This is a genomic window from Bacillus sp. RC240 (assembly GCF_044907945.1).
GTDB classification, from domain to species: domain Bacteria; phylum Bacillota; class Bacilli; order Bacillales; family Bacillaceae_G; genus Bacillus_A; species Bacillus_A mycoides.
In genome coordinates this window covers 625,552-647,687 of sequence record NZ_JBIYCT010000002.1, presented here as the reverse complement: position 1 = coordinate 647,687, position 22,136 = coordinate 625,552, and the positions used below count along the sequence as shown (strand labels likewise).

The window sequence follows — 22,136 nt, the reverse complement described above, 5'->3', positions numbered from 1 at the left end:
AGGAGTATAATTCTCTTACTTAATATGTTTCATATTAGTCTCGAACAAAATATACCGTAGTTGTCTTTTAGACAATTAGTAGATTGGAACATTGTATCTGAAAGCTTTTTGCTAGAGGGTTATTTGTACATTTGTTATTTCAAGAAAGAGATAATAAAAATTTTGATCTATAAAGGTATGTGCATACATTATTATAGTTGGAGGGAAAGAATAAATGTCTACAAAATGGGAAAAATTAGAAGGTAACGTTGGCGTTTTAACAATCGAAGTTGATGCTAAAGAAGTAAATAACTCTATCGACGCTGCATTCAAAAAAGTAGTAAAAACAATTAATGTACCAGGTTTCCGTAAAGGGAAAATGCCTCGTCCATTATTCGAACAACGCTTTGGTATTGAATCTTTATACCAAGATGCTTTAGATATCATCTTACCAAAAGCATACGGTGAAGCAATCGATGAAGCTGGTATCTTCCCAGTTGCTCATCCTGAGATTGACATCGAGAAATTCGAAAAAGGCCAAAACTTAATTTTCACTGCAAAAGTTACTGTAAAACCTGAAGTTAAATTAGGTGATTACAAAGGTTTAGCAGTAGAAAAAGTTGAAACAACTGTAACTGACGAGGATGTAGAAAACGAAGTAAAAGCTTTACAAGAGCGTCAAGCTGAACTAGTTGTTAAAGAAGAAGGAACTGCTGCAGATGGTGATACAGCTGTAATCGACTTCGAAGGTTTCGTTGATGGCGAAGCATTTGAAGGCGGAAAAGGCGAAAACTATTCTCTTGCAATCGGTTCTGGTACTTTCATCCCAGGTTTCGAAGAGCAAGTAATTGGTCTTAAATCTGGTGATTCTAAAGAAGTTGAAGTATCATTCCCAGAAGAGTACCATGCTGCTGAATTAGCTGGTAAACCAGCAACATTCAAAGTAACAATTCACGAAATCAAAACAAAAGAACTTCCTGAGTTAAACGACGAGTTCGCTAAAGATGCTGACGAAGAAGTTGCAACTCTTGATGAATTAAAAACAAAACTTCGTACAAACTTAGAAGAAGGCAAAAAGCACGAAGCTGAGCACAAAGTACGTGACGAAGTAGTAGAATTAGCTGCTGCTAACGCTGAAATCGACATTCCAGAAGCTATGATCGACACTGAGTTAGATCGTATGGTTCGTGAATTCGAGCAACGTTTAAGCCAACAAGGTATGAACCTTGAGCTTTACTACCAATTCACAGGTACTGACGCTGACAAATTAAAAGAGCAAATGAAAGAGGACGCACAAAAACGTGTAAGAATCAATCTTGTTCTTGAAGCTATCATTGAAGCTGAAAACATCGAAGTTACTGAAGAAGAAGTAACTGCAGAAGTTGAAAAAATGGCTGAAATGTACGGTATGCCAGTAGACGCTATCAAGCAAGCTCTTGGAAGCGTAGACGCTTTATCTGAAGATCTTAAAGTGCGTAAAGCTGTAGACTTCTTAGTAGACAACGCTGCATAATAAAATAACAAGGCGCGATTTTAATCGTGCCTTGTTTTATAAATATAGAAATATATTTATAAAACTTTTCGATGAAGAAGGAAAAGTGCCTTTGTAAGTCGAATATACATATTTCAAAAGTTTTAAAATTTTTTTATTTGTACATAACTAGTCATATTATTTGTATTTCTCGCTACGTAGTGACATAATATGTATTTACATACGATACATTTATCGTGTACATACGAAGGCAAGAGGTTAGCACTTTGTAAGGGGTGTGAAAATATGTTTAAATTTAATGATGAAAAAGGTCAATTAAAATGTTCTTTCTGTGGTAAAACACAAACGCAAGTTCGAAAGTTAGTTGCAGGTCCAGGTGTTTACATTTGTGACGAGTGTATCGAGCTTTGTACTGAAATTGTACAAGAGGAGCTTGCGAAGGACGAAGAAGTAGAATTCAAAGATGTACCGAAACCGGTAGAAATTCGTGAAATCTTAGATGAGTATGTCATCGGACAAGATAACGCGAAAAAAGCACTAGCGGTAGCGGTATATAACCATTACAAACGCATTAATTCTAACAGCAAAATTGATGATGTAGAATTAGCGAAGAGTAATATTTCACTTATTGGGCCAACTGGTAGTGGTAAAACATTATTGGCACAAACATTAGCGCGTATTTTAAATGTTCCATTTGCAATCGCGGACGCAACATCTTTAACAGAAGCTGGATACGTTGGGGAAGATGTAGAAAACATCTTACTAAAACTAATTCAAGCGGCTGATTACGATGTAGAAAAAGCGGAAAAAGGAATTATTTATATTGATGAGATTGATAAAGTGGCACGTAAGTCCGAAAATCCATCAATTACACGTGATGTATCTGGTGAAGGTGTACAGCAGGCACTTCTGAAAATTTTAGAAGGTACTGTAGCAAGCGTTCCACCTCAAGGTGGTCGTAAGCACCCACATCAAGAGTTTATTCAAATTGATACAACGAACATCCTATTCATTTGTGGTGGAGCGTTTGATGGCATCGAGCCTATTATTAAACGTCGCCTTGGTGAGAAAGTAATTGGATTTGGTGCTGAGAAGAAAAATGCTGATGTAAATGAGAAGCATGTTTTATCTCACGTTTTACCAGAGGATCTTTTAAGATTCGGTTTAATTCCGGAGTTTATCGGTCGTCTTCCAGTTATTGCGAACCTAGAGCCGCTTGATGAAGATGCTCTTGTAGATATTTTAACTAAACCGAAAAATGCACTTGTTAAGCAATTCCAAAAATTATTGGAGCTTGACGATGTTGAGTTAGAGTTTGAAGAAGGTGCACTAGTTGAGATTGCGAAAAAAGCAATTGAACGTAAAACAGGTGCTCGTGGACTTCGTTCTATTATTGAAGGTTTGATGCTTGATGTAATGTTCGAACTTCCATCTCGCAAAGATATCGAGAAGTGTATTCTTACGAAAGAAACAGTAGCTGATAATGAACCGCCGAAATTGGTGTTACAAGACGGTACTGTACTTGATACAAAAACATCTGCATAATTCGAAGAAGAAACAGCAATTTTTATAATTGCTGTTTTTCTTTATGTTTAGCACTATTCCTCCCAGGAAATACTAAAAGGTAAAACATAGCGGGAGGAAATGAATTATGAGCTGGACAAATATATTTTTACTTGTTCAACTTGTTTTTGGCGTAATTGTCGGATTGTATTTTTGGCATTTACTTCGAAATCAGCGAACACAAAAAGTTTCAATTGATCGAGAATCGAAAAAAGAATTAGAGCAGCTTCGTAAAATGCGTGAGGTTTCTTTAACAGAGCCGCTTGCGGAAAAGGTACGTCCTACATCCTTTATAGACATTGTAGGGCAAGAAGACGGGATTAAGTCGTTAAAAGCGGCTCTTTGTGGTCCTAATCCGCAACATGTGATCATATACGGTCCGCCAGGTGTCGGAAAGACAGCGGCAGCACGCCTTGTATTAGAAGAAGCGAAACGAAATCCGAAATCTCCATTTCGTACAAATGCAACATTTATCGAACTTGATGCGACGACAGCTAGGTTTGATGAGCGTGGTATTGCGGATCCATTAATTGGTTCAGTGCATGATCCTATTTATCAAGGAGCAGGTGCAATGGGACAAGCGGGTATCCCGCAACCGAAAAAAGGGGCTGTAACAGATGCGCATGGTGGTATTTTGTTCATTGATGAGATTGGTGAATTACATCCAATTCAAATGAATAAAATGCTAAAGGTGTTAGAAGATCGGAAAGTGTTTTTGGAAAGTGCGTATTATAGTGAAGAAAATTCGATGATTCCAACGTATATACATGATATTTTTCAAAAAGGTTTACCTGCAGATTTTCGCTTAGTTGGTGCAACGACACGTTCACCAGAGGAAATTCCTCCTGCAATTAGGTCGCGTTGTTTAGAAGTGTTCTTCCGTGAGTTAGATACAGAAGAAATTCAAAAAGTAGCGAAAAATGCAGCTGACAAAGTGGAGATGCAAGTAGGTGAGAACGGTATCGAAATGATTGGAATGTATGCAAGAAATGGACGAGAAGCAATTAATCTCGTGCAAATTTCTGCTGGTATGGCGATAAATGAAGAACGACCTTTCATTAAAGATGAAGATATTGAGTGGGTTGTTCATTCTAGTCAGCTTACACCAAAGTACGAAAAACGTATTTATCCAATTCCGAGAATCGGTCTTGTGAACGGGCTTGCTGTATATGGGCCGAATACAGGTGCGTTATTAGAAATTGAGGTAACAGCTATTCCTGCGAAAGATAAAGGATCAGTAAATGTCACTGGAATTGTAGAAGAGGAAAGTATTGGAAATCAAACGAAATCAATCCGCCGTAAAAGTATGGCGAAAGGTTCTGTTGATAATGTGTTAACAGTACTTCGTTCTCTAGATGTGTTGCCAGAAGGATATGATATACATATTAATTTTCCTGGTGGTATCCCGATTGATGGTCCTTCAGCAGGTATTGCTATGGCAACAGGTGTCTATTCAGCAGTGCATCGTACGTATGTGAATAATGAAGTAGCGATGACAGGTGAGATAAGTATCCACGGAGAAGTGAAACCTATTGGTGGTGTGTACGCAAAAATAAAAGCTGCGAAAAAAGCGGGAGCTAAGAAAGTCATCATTCCGGCTGAAAACATGCAACCATTTTTGTATACAATAAAGGGAATTGAGATCATTCCTGTTCGCAAATTAAAAGAAGTATTTGAATTAACATTTATGCAGGAAAATATGCATCGTGAGCTTGATGCACATAATGATTTGGACGAAACAGATGCACAATCAATGTGAGAATATACAATAATAAAAATTTGCCAGACTTCGTTTAAGTTTGTATGCTTAAGCGGAGTCTTTTTTCTTTTCGTGAGGCACAAAAAAACAGGGGATTAACAATTGCGAAGAATCTCTGCAATTGCATCTAGATGTATTGTAATATAAAATAGTTGAACAGGAGTTTAATTTATTATGGAGGTGCTATGTCTAGTATGAATACGAATGAAAGAATTGTGCCCCTCCTACCATTAAGAGGCATTCTCGTATATCCAACGATGGTTCTGCATCTTGATGTAGGACGTGATAAATCGATACAAGCACTAGAGCAGGCGGCAATGGATGAAAATATCATCTTTTTAGCAATGCAAAAAGAAATGAATATCGACGATCCGAAAGAAGATGACATATATAGTGTAGGTACAGTGGCGAAAGTGAAGCAAATGTTAAAATTGCCGAACGGTACGCTTCGTGTCCTTGTAGAAGGTTTACATAGAGCAGAAGTAGTAGAGTTTATCGAAGAAGAAAATATAGTGCAAGTTTCTATTAAAACGGTAACGGAAGAAGTAGAAGATGATTTAGAAGAGAAGGCTCTTATGCGTACGTTACTGGAGCATTTCGAACAATATATTAAAGTTTCGAAAAAAGTTTCAAATGAAACATTTGCAACGGTAGCTGATGTAGAAGAACCGGGAAGACTAGCTGATTTAATTGCTTCTCACTTACCGATTAAAACGAAGCAGAAACAAGAGATTTTAGAGATTGTATCTGTGAAAGAACGACTACATACACTTATTTCAATTATTCAAGATGAACAAGAGTTACTTAGCCTAGAAAAGAAAATTGGACAAAAAGTGAAACGTTCAATGGAGCGCACGCAAAAAGAATATTTCTTACGTGAGCAAATGAAGGCAATTCAAACTGAACTTGGTGATAAAGAAGGCAAGGGCGGGGAAGTTGAAGAACTTCGTGAGAAAATTGAACAGTCAGGAATGCCTGAAGAAACAATGCAGGCTGCACTGAAAGAATTAGATCGTTATGAAAAATTACCTGTAAGTTCTGCTGAGAGTGGTGTCATTCGTAATTATATTGATTGGTTATTAGCTCTCCCATGGACAACAGCAACAGAGGATATGATTGACCTCACTCATTCGGAAGAAATTTTAAATAAAGATCATTACGGTCTTGAAAAAGTGAAAGAGCGAGTACTTGAATATTTAGCTGTACAGAAGTTAACGAATTCATTAAAAGGGCCAATTCTTTGTCTAGTAGGACCTCCTGGGGTTGGGAAAACTTCGTTAGCACGTTCTATTGCAACATCGTTAAATCGTAATTTTGTACGTGTTTCTCTTGGTGGTGTGCGTGATGAATCTGAAATTCGTGGTCACCGTCGTACATATGTAGGAGCGATGCCAGGACGTATTATTCAAGGTATGAAAAAGGCGAAAACAGTTAATCCAGTCTTCTTATTAGATGAGATTGATAAAATGTCTAACGATTTCAGGGGAGACCCATCAGCGGCGTTACTTGAAGTGTTAGATCCAGAACAAAACCATAACTTCAGTGATCATTACATTGAAGAGCCATATGATTTATCGAAAGTTATGTTCGTTGCAACTGCTAATACACTTGCAAGTGTTCCAGGCCCATTGCTTGACCGTATGGAAATCATTTCGATTGCTGGTTATACAGAACTTGAAAAGGTGCATATTGCTCGTGAGCACTTATTGCCGAAACAATTAAAAGAGCACGGTTTGCGAAAAGGTAATTTGCAAGTACGTGATGAAGCGCTTCTTGAAATTATTCGTTATTATACACGCGAGGCTGGTGTTCGTACGTTAGAGCGTCAAATTGCAAAAGTTTGCCGTAAAGCAGCAAAAATTATCGTTACAGCAGAACGCAAGCGCATTGTTGTAACAGAGAAAAATATTGTTGATTTACTTGGTAAGCATATATTCCGTTATGGTCAAGCTGAAAAAACAGACCAAGTTGGTATGGCAACAGGTTTAGCTTACACAGCAGCGGGCGGCGATACACTTGCAATTGAAGTGTCTGTAGCGCCAGGAAAAGGGAAATTAATTTTAACAGGGAAACTTGGGGATGTTATGAAAGAATCCGCACAAGCCGCGTTTAGCTATATTCGTTCTCGTGCAGAAGAACTTCATATTGATCCGGATTTCCATGAGAAAAACGATATTCATATTCATGTTCCAGAAGGAGCAGTTCCAAAAGATGGACCGTCAGCAGGTATTACGATGGCAACGGCACTTATTTCTGCACTAACAGGTATTCCTGTAAGTAAAGAAGTTGGTATGACAGGTGAAATTACACTTCGTGGTCGTGTATTACCGATTGGTGGTTTGAAAGAAAAAACATTAAGTGCTCACCGCGCGGGATTAACAAAAATTATTTTACCGGCGGAAAATGAGAAAGATTTAGATGATATTCCAGAGAGCGTAAAAGAAAACCTTACGTTTGTGCTTGCATCTCATTTAGACGAAGTATTGGAGCACGCATTAGTAGGAGTGAAACAATGAAAGTAACAAAAGCAGATATTGTAATTAGTGCCGTTAAACCGGAACAATATCCAGACAGTGATTTACCAGAAATTGCCTTAGCAGGTCGTTCTAATGTCGGGAAGTCTTCCTTTATTAATAAAATTTTAAATCGTAAAAAGTTAGTACGTATTTCTTCTAAACCAGGAAAAACGCAAACGCTGAACTTTTTCTTAATCAATGAAATGATGCATTTTGTTGACGTTCCAGGTTATGGATATGCGAAAGTATCTAAAACAGAGCGCGCGGCATGGGGCAGAATGATTGAGACTTACTTTACAACACGTACGCAATTAGACGCAGCTGTATTAGTAGTTGATTTACGTCACCAACCAACAAAAGATGACATTATGATGTATGATTTCTTAAAGCATTATGAAATCCCAACAATTATTATTGCAACGAAAGCCGATAAAATTCCGAAAGGGAAATGGCAAAAGCATTTAAAAGTTGTAAAAGAAACGCTTGCTGTTGAAATTGGCGATGAAATCGTTCTATTCTCTTCTGAAACAGGACTTGGAAAAGAAGAAGCATGGAAAGCAATTCATAAAATGACAAAAACAAAAAACGCGTGACGAATGTCGCGCGTTTTTTTTATTTACTAAATTTTTAGCGTACGTTTAATGTAACTTCAATATTTCCTCTTGTTGCTTTAGAGTAAGGACATACACCGTGAGCGGCTTCTACAAGTTCTTGTGCTTCGGCATGAGAAACACCAGCAACATGTACGTCAAGTACAGCAGATAGTCCGAAACCACCATCTGTATCTTTACCGATAGAAACGTGTGCAGCCACTTCTGTACTTTCCACCTTCATACGTTTTGTACGAATTACAAGTTGCAATGCACTATCAAAGCAAGCTGCATAACCAGCTGCAAATAATTGTTCTGGATTTGTTGCTTCTCCGCCTGCGCCACCTAATGCTTTTGGCATTTTTACATCAAGATTTAATATGCCATCATCTGAAACTACCTTACCGTTTCTTCCACCTGTTGCTGTTACTGAAGCAGTATATAATTTATCCATGTTTATTCCCCTTTTCTGTCATTAATTTTTTTCATTGTTTCAATTAATGTGTTTAATTGGATTAATAAAGAATGATATTCTTGCTCTGTAATTCCTAAATTTGTAGCCATCGTTGTTGGTAATGAACAAGCTATTTCTTTTAAATCTTTACCTTGTTCTGTTAATTCAATACAAACTTTTCGCTCGTCTTCTTTTGAACGAACACGTTGTACAAGTTTTAATGATTCCATCCGTTTTAACATAGGTGTTAAAGTACCAGAATCTAAAAATAGACGTTCTCCAATTTCTTTCACTGTTAGTCCGTCTTGTTCCCAGAGTACGAGTAAAGTAATGTACTGGGGATACGTAATGCCCATTTCTTCTAAATAGGGGCGGTAAAAACGGGTAACCTCTCTAGAACAAGCGTAAATAGAAAAACAAAGTTGGTTATCTAGATGCAAAGGATTTTCTTTCATAGGCAACTCCTTATATTTTTAAGTTGTGCACAATTTAATTTTGTAAAACCAATATAACGAAAAAGAAATACAATGTCAAATGCATTGCATCGAGAAAGTGAGTACTATATTTTGGAACAATCATACATATTTTCCTTCATGATGAAAGAAGATAGAAAAGATGATGTTATAATTAATATGGAATAGTTTCCATCACTTGATTATGAGGACTTTTTTTGGTAACGTACAAATAGAGTTATTATTTTATAATTATTATAAAGTAGAAAGTTCTTTATTAATCTTACTGAAGCTCCTTTATTACATATGGAGAATAAATAAAAAATAATCAGTTGTTCACACGATTGTCAGATTCATAAGAGGAAAGTTGTATTATGATAGTAGATAAAGTGATAAAACGGGTGAAGGGGGACATGCTGCGTGCATATTCTTGTTGTTAGTGTAAATTATCGAACAGCCCCTGTAGAATTTCGTGAGAAACTCACATTTCAGGCAGCAGAGCTAGAGCAAGCAATGACTACATTACAAAACCAAAAGAGCGTGCTAGAAAATGTCATTGTATCAACTTGTAATCGCACTGAGATTTACGCTGTTGTCGATCAATTACACACGGGACGGTATTACATTAAGAAGTTTTTAGCTGATTGGTTTCAGCTTGAAATAGAAGAAGTCGCACCATACTTGTCTATTTTTGAACAAGATGGCGCAATAGATCATTTATTCCGCGTAACATGCGGTTTGGATTCTATGGTTGTTGGAGAGACGCAAATTTTAGGTCAAATAAAAGATAGCTTTTTAGAAGCACAACAAGTAAAAGCGACAGGTACAATTTTTAATGAGTTGTTTAAGCAAGTGGTTACGTTAGCAAAACGTGCGCACTCAGAAACAACGATTGGTGAAAGTGCGATGTCTGTTAGTTATGCTGCTGTTGAGCTCGGAAAGAAAATATTTGGCGATTTAACAGATTGTCATGTACTTATTCTTGGTGCGGGTAAGATGGGTGAACTTGCACTGCAAAACTTATACGGAAGTGGAGCTCGTAAAGTAACGGTTATGAATAGGACGCTTACGAAAGCGGAAGTGATGGCTGAGAAATATATGGGACATGCAAAGCCTTTAAGTGAATTGCAATGTGCATTATTAGAAGCGGATATTTTAATTAGTTCAACGGGTGCATCAGAATATGTCATTACGAAAGAAATGATGACAAAAGTAGAGAGAATGCGCTCTGGTCGTCCGTTATTTATGGTTGATATTGCAGTACCACGTGATATTGATCCGGCGATTGATGAATTAGAAGGCTCTTTCTTATATGATATCGACGATCTGCAAGGTGTAGTTGAAGCAAACCGTGCTGAACGTTTAAAAGAAGCAGAGAAAATTCAATTTATGATTGAAGAAGAAATGGTTTTATTTAAAACGTGGTTAAGTACGCTAGGTGTTGTACCGTTAATATCAGCTCTTCGTGATAAAGCGCTAGCAATTCAAAGTGATACGATGGAAAGCCTTGAGCGAAAAATACCAAACCTTAGTGATCGTGAGAAAAAAGTAATTAGTAAACATACGAAAAGTATTATTAACCAATTGTTAAAAGACCCAATTTTAGTAGCTAAAGAATTAGCTGTTGAAGAGGGAGCTGGCGAAAAATTAGCTTTATTTGCGAAGATTTTTGATTTAGAAGTGGAAGAAGCGGGAAATACGGAAGAAGTAGAACATAAAAGAGCGTGGACACCATCCGTTCCATCTTTATAACTTGGAAGGATGATCGGATGAGTTTTTTAAATAACAGTATTATTTATCATATTGCAATTATTTTATATGCTTGTAGCATTAGTTTATATTTTATAGATTATTTCCAAAGTAACCGAAAGGCGAACCGCTTTGCTTTTTGGTTACTTTCGATTGTATGGGTTCTGCAGTCTATCTTTATGTTGCTTAGGGCTACAGATTCAGAAACGAATCCTATTTTAACTTTATTATCAGGGATTTATTTTTATGTTTGGTTATTGATTACGATGTCATTAGTCATTAATCGATTTATGCGTATTGACTTTTTAGTCTTTTTTACAAATGTTGTAGCATTTGGCGTAAGCGCTTTTTCTATTTTTACACCGCTCGGGAAGATGTCGCCAGTACTTGCAGAGCAACTAGTTTCAGAACTTGTATACGTGCATGTCGGTATGGCGATTATTTCTTATGCAACGTTTACTGTATCGTTTATTTTTTCTATTATGTATTTATTGCAATACCGACTATTAAAAAAGAAAAAGTGGAATGCGAGATTAAGAAGATTAGGAAATTTGCCGAAGCTTGAATCTATGTCTTACGGATTAAATTTATTTTCTGTTCCGTTTTTCTTATTAGCAATTATATTAGGATGCATATGGGGATATACAAAATTGGATAATTTCCATTGGTATGATACGAAAGTAATTGGGTCTTTTGTCGTTCTATTTGTATATTGCGTGGGCTTATATTTACGAGCGGCAGATGTGTTGCAAGGTAAGAAAATTGTGCAGTGGAATATCGGGGCATTTCTCGTAATGCTAGTTAACATTTTTCTATTAAGCAGTTTATCTAATTTCCACTTTTGGTATTTATAATGAGGAGAGAGAATTATGCGCAAAATTATTGTAGGTTCACGAAAGAGTAAACTAGCATTAACACAAACTAATTGGTTTATTGATCAATTAAAAGCGCTTGGTTTACCATATGAATTTGAAGTGAAAGAAATCGTCACAAAAGGTGATGTTATTTTAGATGTTACTCTTTCAAAAGTAGGCGGAAAAGGTTTATTTGTAAAGGAAATTGAACATGCGTTACTTACGAAAGAAATTGATATGGCTGTACATAGTATGAAAGATATGCCAGCTGTACTTCCAGATGGATTAACGATTGGTTGTACGCCAAAGCGCGTTGACCCTCGTGATGCTTTTATTTCTAAAAACGGAGAATCGTTTAAAGACTTAGCAGAAGGCGCGATCTTAGGAACGAGTAGTTTGAGACGTAGTGCACAACTACTAGCTGCGAGACCAGATTTACAAGTGAAATGGATTCGTGGGAATATCGATACACGCTTACGTAAGTTAAAAGATGAAGATTACGATGCAATTATTTTAGCGACAGCTGGATTACAGAGAATGGGCTGGGACGGAGAAGTTATTACAGAACATTTAGATGAAACGTTATGTGTACCAGCCGTAGGGCAAGGTGCATTAGCGATTGAATGTCGTGAGGATGATACGGATTTACTTCAGTTGTTAGCGCATATTAATGATGCAGTAACAGAAAGAACAGTGGCTGCTGAACGAGTATTTCTTCATAAACTTGAAGGTGGATGCCAAGTTCCAATCGCTGGATATGCAACTCTTAAAGAAAATGATGCAATCGAATTAACAGCGCTTGTCGGTTCTATGGACGGTTCTGTTTTATTGAAAGAGATAGTAGTAGGCAATGATCCGAAGCAAGTTGGATTAGAGGCTGCGGACCGTTTAATTAAACAAGGAGCAAAAGAGCTCATCCTTGCTGCAAATAAGGAGCAACAATAAATATGAACGCTCTCGCTGGCAAAACAGTATTGATTACACGTGCCCAGCATCAAGCGAAACAAATGAGTGTAGCAGTGAAAGAAAGGAGCGGAATTCCATTGGAAATTCCGCTTTTGCGTATGAAAGGCACATCTCATAGGCAAATTCAACGTATAACAAGGCAACTACATTCGTATGACTGGGTTATTTTTACGAGTAAAAATGGTGTAGCTTTTTTTCTAGATGGTTTAGAAACAAAAATACCATTAACTATTAAAATCGCTGCGGTAGGCGTGAAAACAAAATTAGAGTTAGAAAAAAGGGGCTATCAAGTTCATTTTGTTCCGACCTCGTTTGTTGCAGAAACATTTGCCGAAGAGTTTCTAAAAGAATTAAGTGGAAACGAGCGTATTTTATTTCCGAAAGGGAATTTAGCAAGAGATGTAATCCCGGTTAAACTTAGGGAGTTTGGTGTTTTTCTAGATGAGTTAATTGTATATGGTACGAAGGTGAATGTAGAGAAAAAACAAGAACTTATAACAGCATTGAAATTAGGAGAAGTAAATATTATTACATTTACGAGCCCTTCAACTGTTGATAGTTTTGTTCGTTTACTTGAGGGTACAAACTGGAGAGAATGGACGAAAAAATGTACAATTGCTTGTATAGGGCCTATTACGGAAAAAGAGGCGAACCTCTATTTTCCACATGTTATTGTGCCAAAAGAGTACACTGTAGAAGCATTACTGCAATGCATTTGTGAATCTATAAAATAAAAGAATGGGGATAGAAATCTATGAATTCTTTACAATTTAATCGTCATCGTCGTTTAAGACAAAGCGGGGGCATGCGTGCGCTTGTACGTGAAACATTTTTACATACAGAAGATTTTATTTACCCTATTTTTGTATTAGAAGGAGAAAATACTCGTAATGAAGTTCCTTCTATGCCAGGCGTATATCAAATGTCTTTAGATTTATTGCAAGCTGAAATGCAAGAGGTCGTTGATTTAGGTATTCGTTCTGTTATTGTATTTGGTTTACCTGCTGAAAAGGACGAAGTTGGATCATCGGCATATTGTGAGCATGGAATTGTACAGCGTGCAATTAAGCAAATTAAAGATGAGTTCCCAGAGCTAGTAGTAGTTGCAGATACATGTTTATGTCAATTCACAAGCCATGGTCATTGCGGTGTTATTGAAGATGGCGTTATTTTAAATGATGAGTCTCTTGCAGCTCTTGCAAAAACAGCTGTAAGTCAAGCGAAAGCAGGGGCAGACATTATTGCACCATCTAACATGATGGACGGATTTGTAACAGCAATTCGCCATGCATTAGATGAAAATGGTTTCGCGCACGTACCAGTTATGTCGTACGCTGTGAAATATTCATCAGCATTTTACGGACCGTTCCGTGATGCAGCACACGGTGCACCGCAGTTTGGTGACCGTAAAACATATCAAATGGACCCAGCGAACCGTATGGAAGCATTCCGTGAAGCAGAATCAGATGTAATGGAAGGGGCAGACTTCTTAATTGTAAAGCCAGCTCTTTCTTATCTAGATATCGTTCGTGATGTGAAAAATAACTTTAACTTACCAGTCGTTGCTTATAACGTAAGTGGTGAATATTCGATGATTAAAGCAGCAGCACAAAATGGTTGGATTAATGAAAAAGAAGTTGTACTTGAGAAATTAATTAGCATGAAACGCGCAGGAGCAGACTTGATTATTACGTATCATGCAAAAGATGCAGCAAGATGGTTACAAGAAGGAGGCGCTAAATAATGAAAAAATTTGATAAGTCGATTGCGGCGTTTGAAGAGGCTCAAAATTTAATGCCTGGAGGCGTAAACAGCCCTGTTCGTGCTTTTAAGTCTGTTGGTATGAATCCGCTGTTTATGGAGCGCGGAAAAGGCTCTAAAGTATATGATATCGATGGGAATGAATACATCGATTACGTATTATCGTGGGGACCTTTAATTCATGGTCATGCGAATGATCGTGTTGTTGAGGCTTTAAAAGCTGTTGCTGAAAAAGGAACAAGCTTTGGTGCACCAACAGAAATTGAAAATAAATTAGCGCAGCTTGTTATTGAGCGTGTACCATCAATTGAGATTGTGCGTATGGTTAACTCTGGAACAGAGGCGACAATGAGTGCACTACGTTTAGCTCGTGGTTACACTGGACGTAACAAAATTTTGAAATTCATTGGTTGTTATCACGGTCATGGTGATTCTTTATTGATTAAAGCAGGTTCGGGTGTAGCAACGCTAGGTTTACCAGATAGCCCTGGTGTACCAGAAGGTGTAGCGAAAAATACGATTACAGTAGCGTATAACGATTTAGAAAGTGTAAAATATGCTTTCGAACAATTCGGTGATGACATCGCTTGTATAATTGTAGAACCAGTGGCAGGGAATATGGGTGTTGTTCCCCCGCAACCAGGGTTTTTAGAAGGACTTCGTGAAGTGACAGAGCAAAACGGTGCACTACTTATTTTTGATGAAGTAATGACAGGATTCCGTGTTGCTTATAATTGTGGACAAGGTTATTACGGTGTAACTCCTGACTTAACTTGTTTAGGTAAAGTAATCGGTGGTGGCTTGCCGGTAGGAGCATACGGTGGGAAGGCAGAGATTATGCGTCAAGTTGCACCAAGCGGACCGATTTACCAAGCTGGAACATTATCGGGTAATCCACTTGCAATGACAGCAGGTTATGAAACGTTAGTGCAGTTAACGCCAGAATCATATGTGGAATTTGAGCGTAAAGCAGAAATATTAGAGGCTGGACTACGTAAGGCAGCTGAAAAGCATAATATCCCGCATCACATTAATCGTGCAGGTTCTATGATTGGTATTTTCTTTACGGATGAGCAAGTTATTAATTATGATGCAGCAAAATCTTCAAACTTAGAATTCTTTGCAGCTTACTATCGTGAAATGGTAGAACAAGGTGTATTTTTACCACCTTCTCAATTTGAAGGTTTATTCTTATCGACAGCACATAGTGATGCAGATATTGAGGCGACAATTGCAGCGGCCGAAATTGCAATGTCAAAATTAAAAGCATAATTTCTTAGAGAAAATCGCTTTCCATTAGGGGAGCGATTTTTTTTATTCATAAAGTAGCCTTAGGGAACATAAATCTGTAATGACATATAGTTTGGGAGGGGGAAAAGAAGTGGCAACAGATCATTCATTACGATTTTCATTAAAAGAATCTGTTTGGTTCCAGAAGGGACAGGAAGTCGAAGAACTTTTGTCAATTTCGTTAGATCCAGACGTTGAGATAGAGGAGCTCGATCATGAAGTTATCGTGAGGGGGCAATTAGATTTAACGGGAGAGTACGTTGCAAGGCAAGATGATTCAGCTTATTCATTAAGAGAGCTATCACCAGCAAAGGCAATTGATTATGTAGAAACAAGGGGAGACGGGGTTAATGAGCTTGTCCATTCCTTTCCGCTCGAAATATCAATTCCAAGAAATCGAGTGAAAGTAATTGAAGAATTATATGTATCAATCGAGGAATTTGATTATGAATTAAAGGAAAATGGTTGCTTACAACTATTAGCGGATATATCTATTACAGGCTTATGTGATGAGGAAAGAACCGAGGATGAAGAGGAAGAGACGGTGTATGCTGAGTTGGAAGCTGATTCAGCTGAAGAGGATGAAAGTAGACCTGTGCTGCACGAAGAGGTACCAGTCTATAAAGAATCAGATGGATGGGAAGATTATGCATTTGAACCGTTTCAGCTAGAGGAAAGAAAAGAGCAAGAAATAGAAGAAGAGGCATTAGAAGAACATGAACTTGTGGAGCGTGAAGAGGAGCAAGAAAAGACGCCACAATTTGAATTGTTCGGGCGGAAAAATTTCAAGAAAGAAAAAGCGAAAAAGCAGGAAGAGCCAGAGGAAGAAGCATATTCACAGCGAGATGAAAATGCACTTTATTTAACGAAATTATTTACGAAAGAACCAGAAGAAGAATTTACGAAGTTAAGAATGTACTTCGTACAAGAAGGAGATACAATTGAATCGGTTGCAGAACGTTATGAAACGACTGTACAAAGCTTATATCGTGTAAATCAATCAGAAGATATATATTTAACTACAGGGCAAATTATATATATTCCTGTTTCAAAAGCAACAGTGAAATAAGTGAGTGAGTTTTTTCACTCACCTCTTTTCTTTTCCTAGAAGCTATGTTTTGAATAAGAAAGGGTTATTCGTATGGATATTGAATTACGAAATCGCTATGAACCCATTGTGAGGCAATATAGATTGGACACTCAGCATATGGAAGAGCACGGAAGTGTAATGAAAATTTATACGAATCAAGGTCCGTATGCGTTAAAGAAAATACAAGATAGAAAATTAGAGCGGAATAATTTTTTACACCATATTCAATATTTGAAGGAGAAAGGTTTTTCGAATTATGTACCTATCTATCACACGACGGACGGGAATTATGTTTTAAGTGATGGGGCGTATAGCTATTATTTAATGCCTTGGTTAGAACGTGCGGAAGGAAACGGCGAAGATAATGATCAATACCATAAGATGTTTCAAACGCTCGGGACGTTGCATCAAAAAACGGTGAAAGAGGAGACTTATACAGAAGAAGATTTAGAAAAACATTATACAAATATATCCGACCGTTGGGAAAATGATGGCGAGATATTAGAAGAGTTTCTCATAGAATCTGAAGCGAAGTGGTATATGTCTCCATTTGAATTACAATATTGTACGTATTATCACCACGTTATGAGAGCACGTGAGTTCGCAACGAAACAATTAAGTGAATGGCATGATGCAATGAAAGAAAAGGAAAAAACACGTACTACTTTCGTTCATGGAAATGTATCGCTTAATCACTTTTTATTTGATTATGAACGAAACGGTTATTTTATTAGTTTAGAAAAGTCTCAGTTTGCTACACCGGTACAGGATATCGTCAGCTTTTATTCAAGGTCTTTGAACACATATCCAATTGCGCGGAGCGACCGCTTTGAATGGTATCAAATGTATCAAAAAAATTTTCCATTTACGAAAGAGGAGCAGCTTCTTATGTTTGCGTATATGACGTACCCGTCGCATTTTATTCGGCAAATTCAGTCGTATACGAAAAGAAGAAAGAGTCGTAATGAAGAAAATGAGCTTCGCGGGGTGAAAATTCTGCAGCAATCGCATTGGCTCATTAGTAATACAGAATATTTCCTTTCGCAATTACAAGCTGCCCAGCAAGGGAACGGATAAAGAAGATAAGTAGGGAGAACCCTGCTTATCTTTTTTTATTAGTTCCATAAAGAGATAAAAGCCGTAGTTTCAAATTTATCTTGACGAATAAGGTTTCGTTTTTTACACTATTGTATATAATAATTAACAATCACATAAATGCATTGAAGGGGAAGAGTATAACATGAAACGTCTTCAGAGAGGGGAACCATTGGCTGGGAGGTTCTCTAGATAGTTATGTTAGAAGGTAGCCCTGGAGCATCTTTTCTGAACGGAATGATTCTTATTAGGAAAAGACGGATTTGTCCGTTATCAAATTAAGAGTATAAGCAAATTCTGAATTTGTTTGTAAATAAAGGTGGTACCGCGATGTCCCTCGTCCTTTTTTGGATGAGGGGCATTTTTTATTTTAAGGAGGGAAAATAATGTCAAACACGGAAAATAATTTACCAACTAAATATGATCATATGTCCGTTGAAGAAGGCCTTTACAAGTGGTGGCTTGAAGGCAAATATTTCGAAGCAACAGGAGATGAGAAGAAACAACCATATACAATTGTAATTCCACCTCCGAACGTAACTGGTAAGTTACACTTAGGTCACGCCTGGGATACGACGCTTCAAGATATTTTAACTCGTACAAAGCGTATGCAAGGTTACGATGTATTATGGCTTCCAGGAATGGATCATGCTGGTATCGCAACGCAAGCGAAAGTAGAAGGGAAACTTCGTGAAGAAGGTATTTCACGTTACGATCTTGGTCGTGAGAAATTCCTTGAAAAAGCTTGGGAATGGAAAGAAGAATACGCTTCTCACATTCGTCAACAATGGGGGAAAGTTGGTTTAGGACTAGACTATTCTCGTGAACGCTTCACATTAGACGAAGGTTTATCTAACGCTGTTAATAAAGTATTCGTTCAATTATATGAAAAAGGCTTAATTTACCGCGGTGAGTATATCATCAACTGGGATCCAGCAACACGCACAGCTCTTTCTGATATTGAAGTAATTCATAAAGAAGTTCAAGGTGCATTCTACCATATGAACTATCCGCTAACAGACGGTTCTGGTCACATTCGCCTTGCAACTACTCGTCCAGAAACAATGCTTGGTGATACAGCGGTAGCAGTTCATCCAGAAGATGATCGCTACAAACATTTAATCGGAAAAACAGTTACACTTCCAATCGTAGGCCGAGAGATTCCGATTATTGCTGATGAATACGTAGAAAAAGACTTCGGAACAGGCGTTGTGAAAATTACACCAGCTCATGACCCGAATGACTTTGAAGTAGGTAACCGTCATGACTTACCACGTATTTTAGTAATGAACGAAGATGGAACGATGAACGAAAAAGCTGGTAAGTATAACGGTATGGATCGTTTCGAATGCCGTAAAGAGTTAGTGAAAGATTTACAAGAAGCTGGCGTATTAGTAGAAATCGAGCCTCATATGCACTCAGTAGGTCATAGTGAGCGTAGCGGTGCAGTTGTTGAGCCTTATTTATCAACACAATGGTTCGTAAAAATGGCTCCACTTGCAGAAAAAGCGGTAGAACTTCAACAAAAAGAAGAAGAAAAAGTAACGTTCGTACCAGAGCGTTTTGAAAACACATACTTACGCTGGATGGAAAACATTCATGACTGGTGTATTTCTCGTCAATTATGGTGGGGACACCGCATTCCAGCTTGGTATCATAAAGAAACTGGTGAAGTATACGTAGGTACAGAAGCGCCAGCAGATCTTGAAAACTGGAATCAAGATAATGACGTGCTTGATACATGGTTCAGTTCAGCATTATGGCCATTCTCAACACTTGGCTGGCCGAATGAAGATGCAGCAGACTTTAAAAAGTTCTATTCAACAGATGCTTTAGTAACTGGTTATGACATCATCTTCTTCTGGGTATCTCGTATGATTTTCCAAGGTTTAGAGTTTACAGGAGAGCGTCCATTTAAAGATGTATTAATTCACGGTTTAGTTCGTGATGAGCAAGGACGTAAAATGAGTAAATCTCTTGGTAACGGTATTGATCCGATGGATGTTATCGAGAAGTACGGTGCAGATGCGATGCGTTACTTCTTATCAACAGGAAGTGCACCAGGTCAAGATTTACGTTTCAGCATGGAAAAAGTAGAATCTACTTGGAACTTCATTAATAAAATTTGGAACGCATCACGTTTCGTATTAATGAACATGGATGACATGAAGTATGAAGAAATCGATTTAACTGGTGAAAAATCAGTTGCAGATAAGTGGGTTTTAACTCGCTTAAACGAAACAATCGAAAGTGTAACACGTAACATGGATAAATATGAGTTCGGTGAAGCTGGTCGTTCATTATACAACTTCATTTGGGATGATTTCTGTGACTGGTACATTGAGATGGCGAAACTTCCACTATACGGTGAAGATGAAGCAGCTAAGAAAACAACTCGTTCGATTTTAGCTTACGTATTAGACCAAACAATGCGTCTATTACATCCATTCATGCCATTTGTAACAGAGAAAATTTGGCAGCATTTACCGCATGAAGGCGAGTCTATTACAGTAGCAGCATGGCCAACAGTTCGCGAAGATTTACAAGATAAAGAAGCGGCAGCGGAAATGCACCTTCTAGTTGATATCATTCGCTCTGTTCGTAACATCCGTGCGGAAGTAAATACGCCAATGAGCAAAAAAGTTCAAATGCAAATTAAAGCAAAAGACGAGGCAGTACTAGCCCAGCTTACGAAAAATAGCTCTTACATTGAGCGTTTCTGTAACCCAAGTGAACTAACAATTAAGATTGATTTACAAGCGCCAGAAAAAGCGATGACTGCAATCGTATCAGGTGCAGAGTTATTCTTACCGTTAGCTGATCTTATCAATCTTGATGAAGAGAAAGCGCGTCTTGAAAAAGAACTTGAGAAGTTTGGTAAAGAAGTAGAACGTGTACAGAAGAAACTTTCAAACCAAGGATTCGTAGCGAAAGCTCCTGCAGAAGTTATTGACGGAGAGCGTGCGAAAGAGCAAGATTATCTAGAAAAACGCGAAGCGGTTCGTCAACGTCTAGCTGATCTTGAGAAATAAAAATGTTTTTCAGAGACTCACTATATTGGTGAGTCTCTTTTCTTTGCGTATAATAGAAGTATGAAGGTTGTCTTTTGAAAGGGGAATAACACACGTGATACATACATACGAAGAAGCGATAAACTGGATTCATAGCCGATTGAAATTTGGGATAAAACCAGGGCTAGAAAGAATGCAATGGATGTTAGAAGAACTCGGAAATCCAGAGCGTCATATAAAATGTGTTCATCTAGCCGGCACAAATGGAAAAGGTTCAACTTTAACATACATGCGCTACATGTTAGAAGGTGCGAAATATAAAGTAGGATCGTTTACATCGCCTTACATAGAAACATTCAATGAACGTATTAGTGTAAACGGAATACCGATTGCAGATGAAGAGATTGCAGAACTTGTAAATATGGTAAAGCCAGTCGTTGAAAAATTAGATGAGACGGATTTAGGAGAAGCGACTGAGTTTGAAATTATTACAGTAATGGCAATTTATTATTTCGGTAGAGTTAATTTCTGTGATGTCGTTTTATTTGAAACGGGGCTTGGGGGAAGATTTGATTCTACAAATGTTATTCATCCGGTTCTCACGATTATTACGAATATCGGTCACGATCATATGCATATTTTAGGCAATACACTAGGAGAAATTGCATATGAAAAGGCAGGGATTATTAAGTCTGGTGTTCCAGTTATTACTGGTGTGAAAAATGAAGAAGCATTGCAAGTAATTCAAAAGGTTGCTAAGGAAAATCATGCAAGCTTATATGAATTTGGAAAACAGTTTACAACATTACATAAACATTCTAATAAAGATGGGGAACATTTTGATTTTGCTTGTCCATTCGCCTCGTTTGAAAATGTTCGGATTTCAATGAAAGGTATTCATCAAGTAGGCAATGCAGCGCTAGCACTTATGGCAGTCATGTATTTAAAAACATATTTATCATTTTTAATTAATGAAGAGGAAATAAAAGCTGGCTTACAAGAAGCATACTGGATTGGTCGATTTGAAAAGTTACAAAGTAATCCAGATATTATAATAGATGGTGCTCATAATCCAGAAGGTATTGAAAGTCTTGTAAAAACAGTAGAGGCACATTATAAAAAGAAGAATGTAATAGTTTTATTTACTGCTCTTGGTGACAAACAGTTACATAACATGGTAGGGCAATTAGAAAAAGTTGCTGATGAAATAATATTTACGACGTTTGCCTTTGATCGTGCCATTTCTGCTGACAAGCTTGCATCGTATTCACAACAAGAATCAAAATTAGTTTTTGAAGATTGGAAAGAGGCAATTGATACAAAAGTTGATATGATTGGAGAAAATGATGTCTTTATCATAACAGGTTCTCTTTATTTCATTTCTGAAGTTCGAAAATATATTCGCGAGAAAAACTAGATAGTCTTTGCTATCTAGTTTTTTGTTCTACAAATGAAGTCAAATGCATACATATAAGATAATAATATAGGGTTATTTGACGAATTCCTCTGACAAAT

17 protein-coding genes and 1 other annotated feature are annotated in these 22,136 nt (G+C 37.5%); of the genes, 15 read left to right on the top strand and 2 right to left on the bottom strand.

Annotation, left to right across the window (positions count from 1 at the left end):
* Positions 1-214 precede the first annotated feature (214 nt).
* From tig to yihA, 5 genes are all read left to right on the top strand, one after another.
* Entirely contained in the window at positions 215-1,492 is a 1,278-nt protein-coding gene (tig, locus tag ABH955_RS11330; protein WP_002034203.1) for a trigger factor, read from the top strand.
* 264 nt (positions 1,493-1,756) lie between these two features.
* The gene (clpX, locus tag ABH955_RS11325; protein ID WP_000472285.1) at positions 1,757-3,016 is read left to right on the top strand and encodes an ATP-dependent protease ATP-binding subunit ClpX; all 1,260 of its coding nucleotides are present in this window, start codon (positions 1,757-1,759) and stop codon (positions 3,014-3,016) included.
* A 106-nt stretch (positions 3,017-3,122) separates the two neighbouring features.
* Positions 3,123-4,793: an ATP-dependent protease LonB gene (gene lonB / locus ABH955_RS11320; protein ID WP_002034202.1), complete on the top strand. Its 1,671-nt coding sequence runs from the start codon at positions 3,123-3,125 to the stop codon at positions 4,791-4,793.
* A gap of 185 nt (positions 4,794-4,978) precedes the next feature.
* The gene (lon, locus tag ABH955_RS11315; RefSeq protein ID WP_002067361.1) at positions 4,979-7,309 is read left to right on the top strand and encodes an endopeptidase La; all 2,331 of its coding nucleotides are present in this window, start codon (positions 4,979-4,981) and stop codon (positions 7,307-7,309) included.
* Positions 7,306-7,902, top strand: coding sequence for a ribosome biogenesis GTP-binding protein YihA/YsxC (gene yihA, locus ABH955_RS11310; RefSeq protein ID WP_002088829.1), 597 nt, complete (start codon positions 7,306-7,308; stop codon positions 7,900-7,902). The genes lon and yihA overlap by 4 nt, the downstream gene beginning before the upstream one ends.
* A 34-nt stretch (positions 7,903-7,936) precedes the next feature.
* Here the strand turns inward: yihA and ABH955_RS11305 are convergent, their stop codons facing one another.
* Positions 7,937-8,353 carry an organic hydroperoxide resistance protein gene (locus ABH955_RS11305; RefSeq protein ID WP_002067365.1) on the bottom strand — a complete coding sequence of 139 codons (417 nt, stop codon included), beginning with the start codon at positions 8,351-8,353 and terminating at the stop codon, positions 7,937-7,939.
* 2 nt (positions 8,354-8,355) lie between these two features.
* Positions 8,356-8,808 carry a MarR family winged helix-turn-helix transcriptional regulator gene (locus ABH955_RS11300; RefSeq protein WP_002015350.1) on the bottom strand — a complete coding sequence of 151 codons (453 nt, stop codon included), beginning with the start codon at positions 8,806-8,808 and terminating at the stop codon, positions 8,356-8,358.
* Positions 8,809-9,225: 417 nt separating this feature from the next.
* Here ABH955_RS11300 and hemA point away from each other — a divergent pair, with 417 nt between their 5' ends.
* The 10 genes from hemA to ABH955_RS11250 all read left to right on the top strand — a co-directional run bounded on the left by hemA (position 9,226) and on the right by ABH955_RS11250 (position 22,038).
* The gene (gene hemA / locus ABH955_RS11295; protein ID WP_002034196.1) at positions 9,226-10,557 is read left to right on the top strand and encodes a glutamyl-tRNA reductase; all 1,332 of its coding nucleotides are present in this window, start codon (positions 9,226-9,228) and stop codon (positions 10,555-10,557) included.
* A 17-nt stretch (positions 10,558-10,574) separates the two neighbouring features.
* Positions 10,575-11,408, top strand: coding sequence for a cytochrome c biogenesis protein (locus ABH955_RS11290; protein WP_002015354.1), 834 nt, complete (start codon positions 10,575-10,577; stop codon positions 11,406-11,408).
* Between the two features lie 15 nt (positions 11,409-11,423).
* Positions 11,424-12,353, top strand: a complete 930-nt coding sequence (hemC, locus tag ABH955_RS11285; protein WP_002034194.1) for a hydroxymethylbilane synthase — start codon at positions 11,424-11,426, stop codon at positions 12,351-12,353.
* 2 nt (positions 12,354-12,355) lie between these two features.
* On the top strand, positions 12,356-13,108 hold the full coding sequence (gene hemD / locus ABH955_RS11280) for a uroporphyrinogen-III synthase (protein ID WP_113935653.1): 753 nt from the start codon (positions 12,356-12,358) through the stop codon (positions 13,106-13,108).
* Positions 13,109-13,128: 20 nt separating this feature from the next.
* Positions 13,129-14,118, top strand: coding sequence for a porphobilinogen synthase (gene hemB / locus ABH955_RS11275; RefSeq protein ID WP_002015358.1), 990 nt, complete (start codon positions 13,129-13,131; stop codon positions 14,116-14,118).
* A complete protein-coding gene (gene hemL / locus ABH955_RS11270; protein ID WP_002138492.1) occupies positions 14,118-15,407 on the top strand; it encodes a glutamate-1-semialdehyde 2,1-aminomutase in 1,290 nt (429 codons plus the stop codon). Before hemB ends, hemL begins: the two co-directional genes overlap by 1 nt.
* Positions 15,408-15,486: 79 nt before the next feature.
* The gene (gene spoVID / locus ABH955_RS11265; protein ID WP_181777885.1) at positions 15,487-16,494 is read left to right on the top strand and encodes a stage VI sporulation protein D; all 1,008 of its coding nucleotides are present in this window, start codon (positions 15,487-15,489) and stop codon (positions 16,492-16,494) included.
* Between the two features lie 72 nt (positions 16,495-16,566).
* Positions 16,567-17,592 carry a spore coat protein YsxE gene (ysxE, locus tag ABH955_RS11260; RefSeq protein ID WP_002088823.1) on the top strand — a complete coding sequence of 342 codons (1,026 nt, stop codon included), beginning with the start codon at positions 16,567-16,569 and terminating at the stop codon, positions 17,590-17,592.
* A gap of 134 nt (positions 17,593-17,726) precedes the next feature.
* Positions 17,727-17,958, top strand: a binding site (T-box leader).
* Between the two features lie 38 nt (positions 17,959-17,996).
* Positions 17,997-20,642 (top strand): valine--tRNA ligase, encoded by a 2,646-nt coding sequence (locus ABH955_RS11255; RefSeq protein WP_404491118.1) that lies wholly within the window; start codon positions 17,997-17,999, stop codon positions 20,640-20,642.
* Positions 20,643-20,736: 94 nt separating this feature from the next.
* Entirely contained in the window at positions 20,737-22,038 is a 1,302-nt protein-coding gene (locus ABH955_RS11250; RefSeq protein WP_113935651.1) for a bifunctional folylpolyglutamate synthase/dihydrofolate synthase, read from the top strand.
* Positions 22,039-22,136 lie beyond the last annotated feature (98 nt).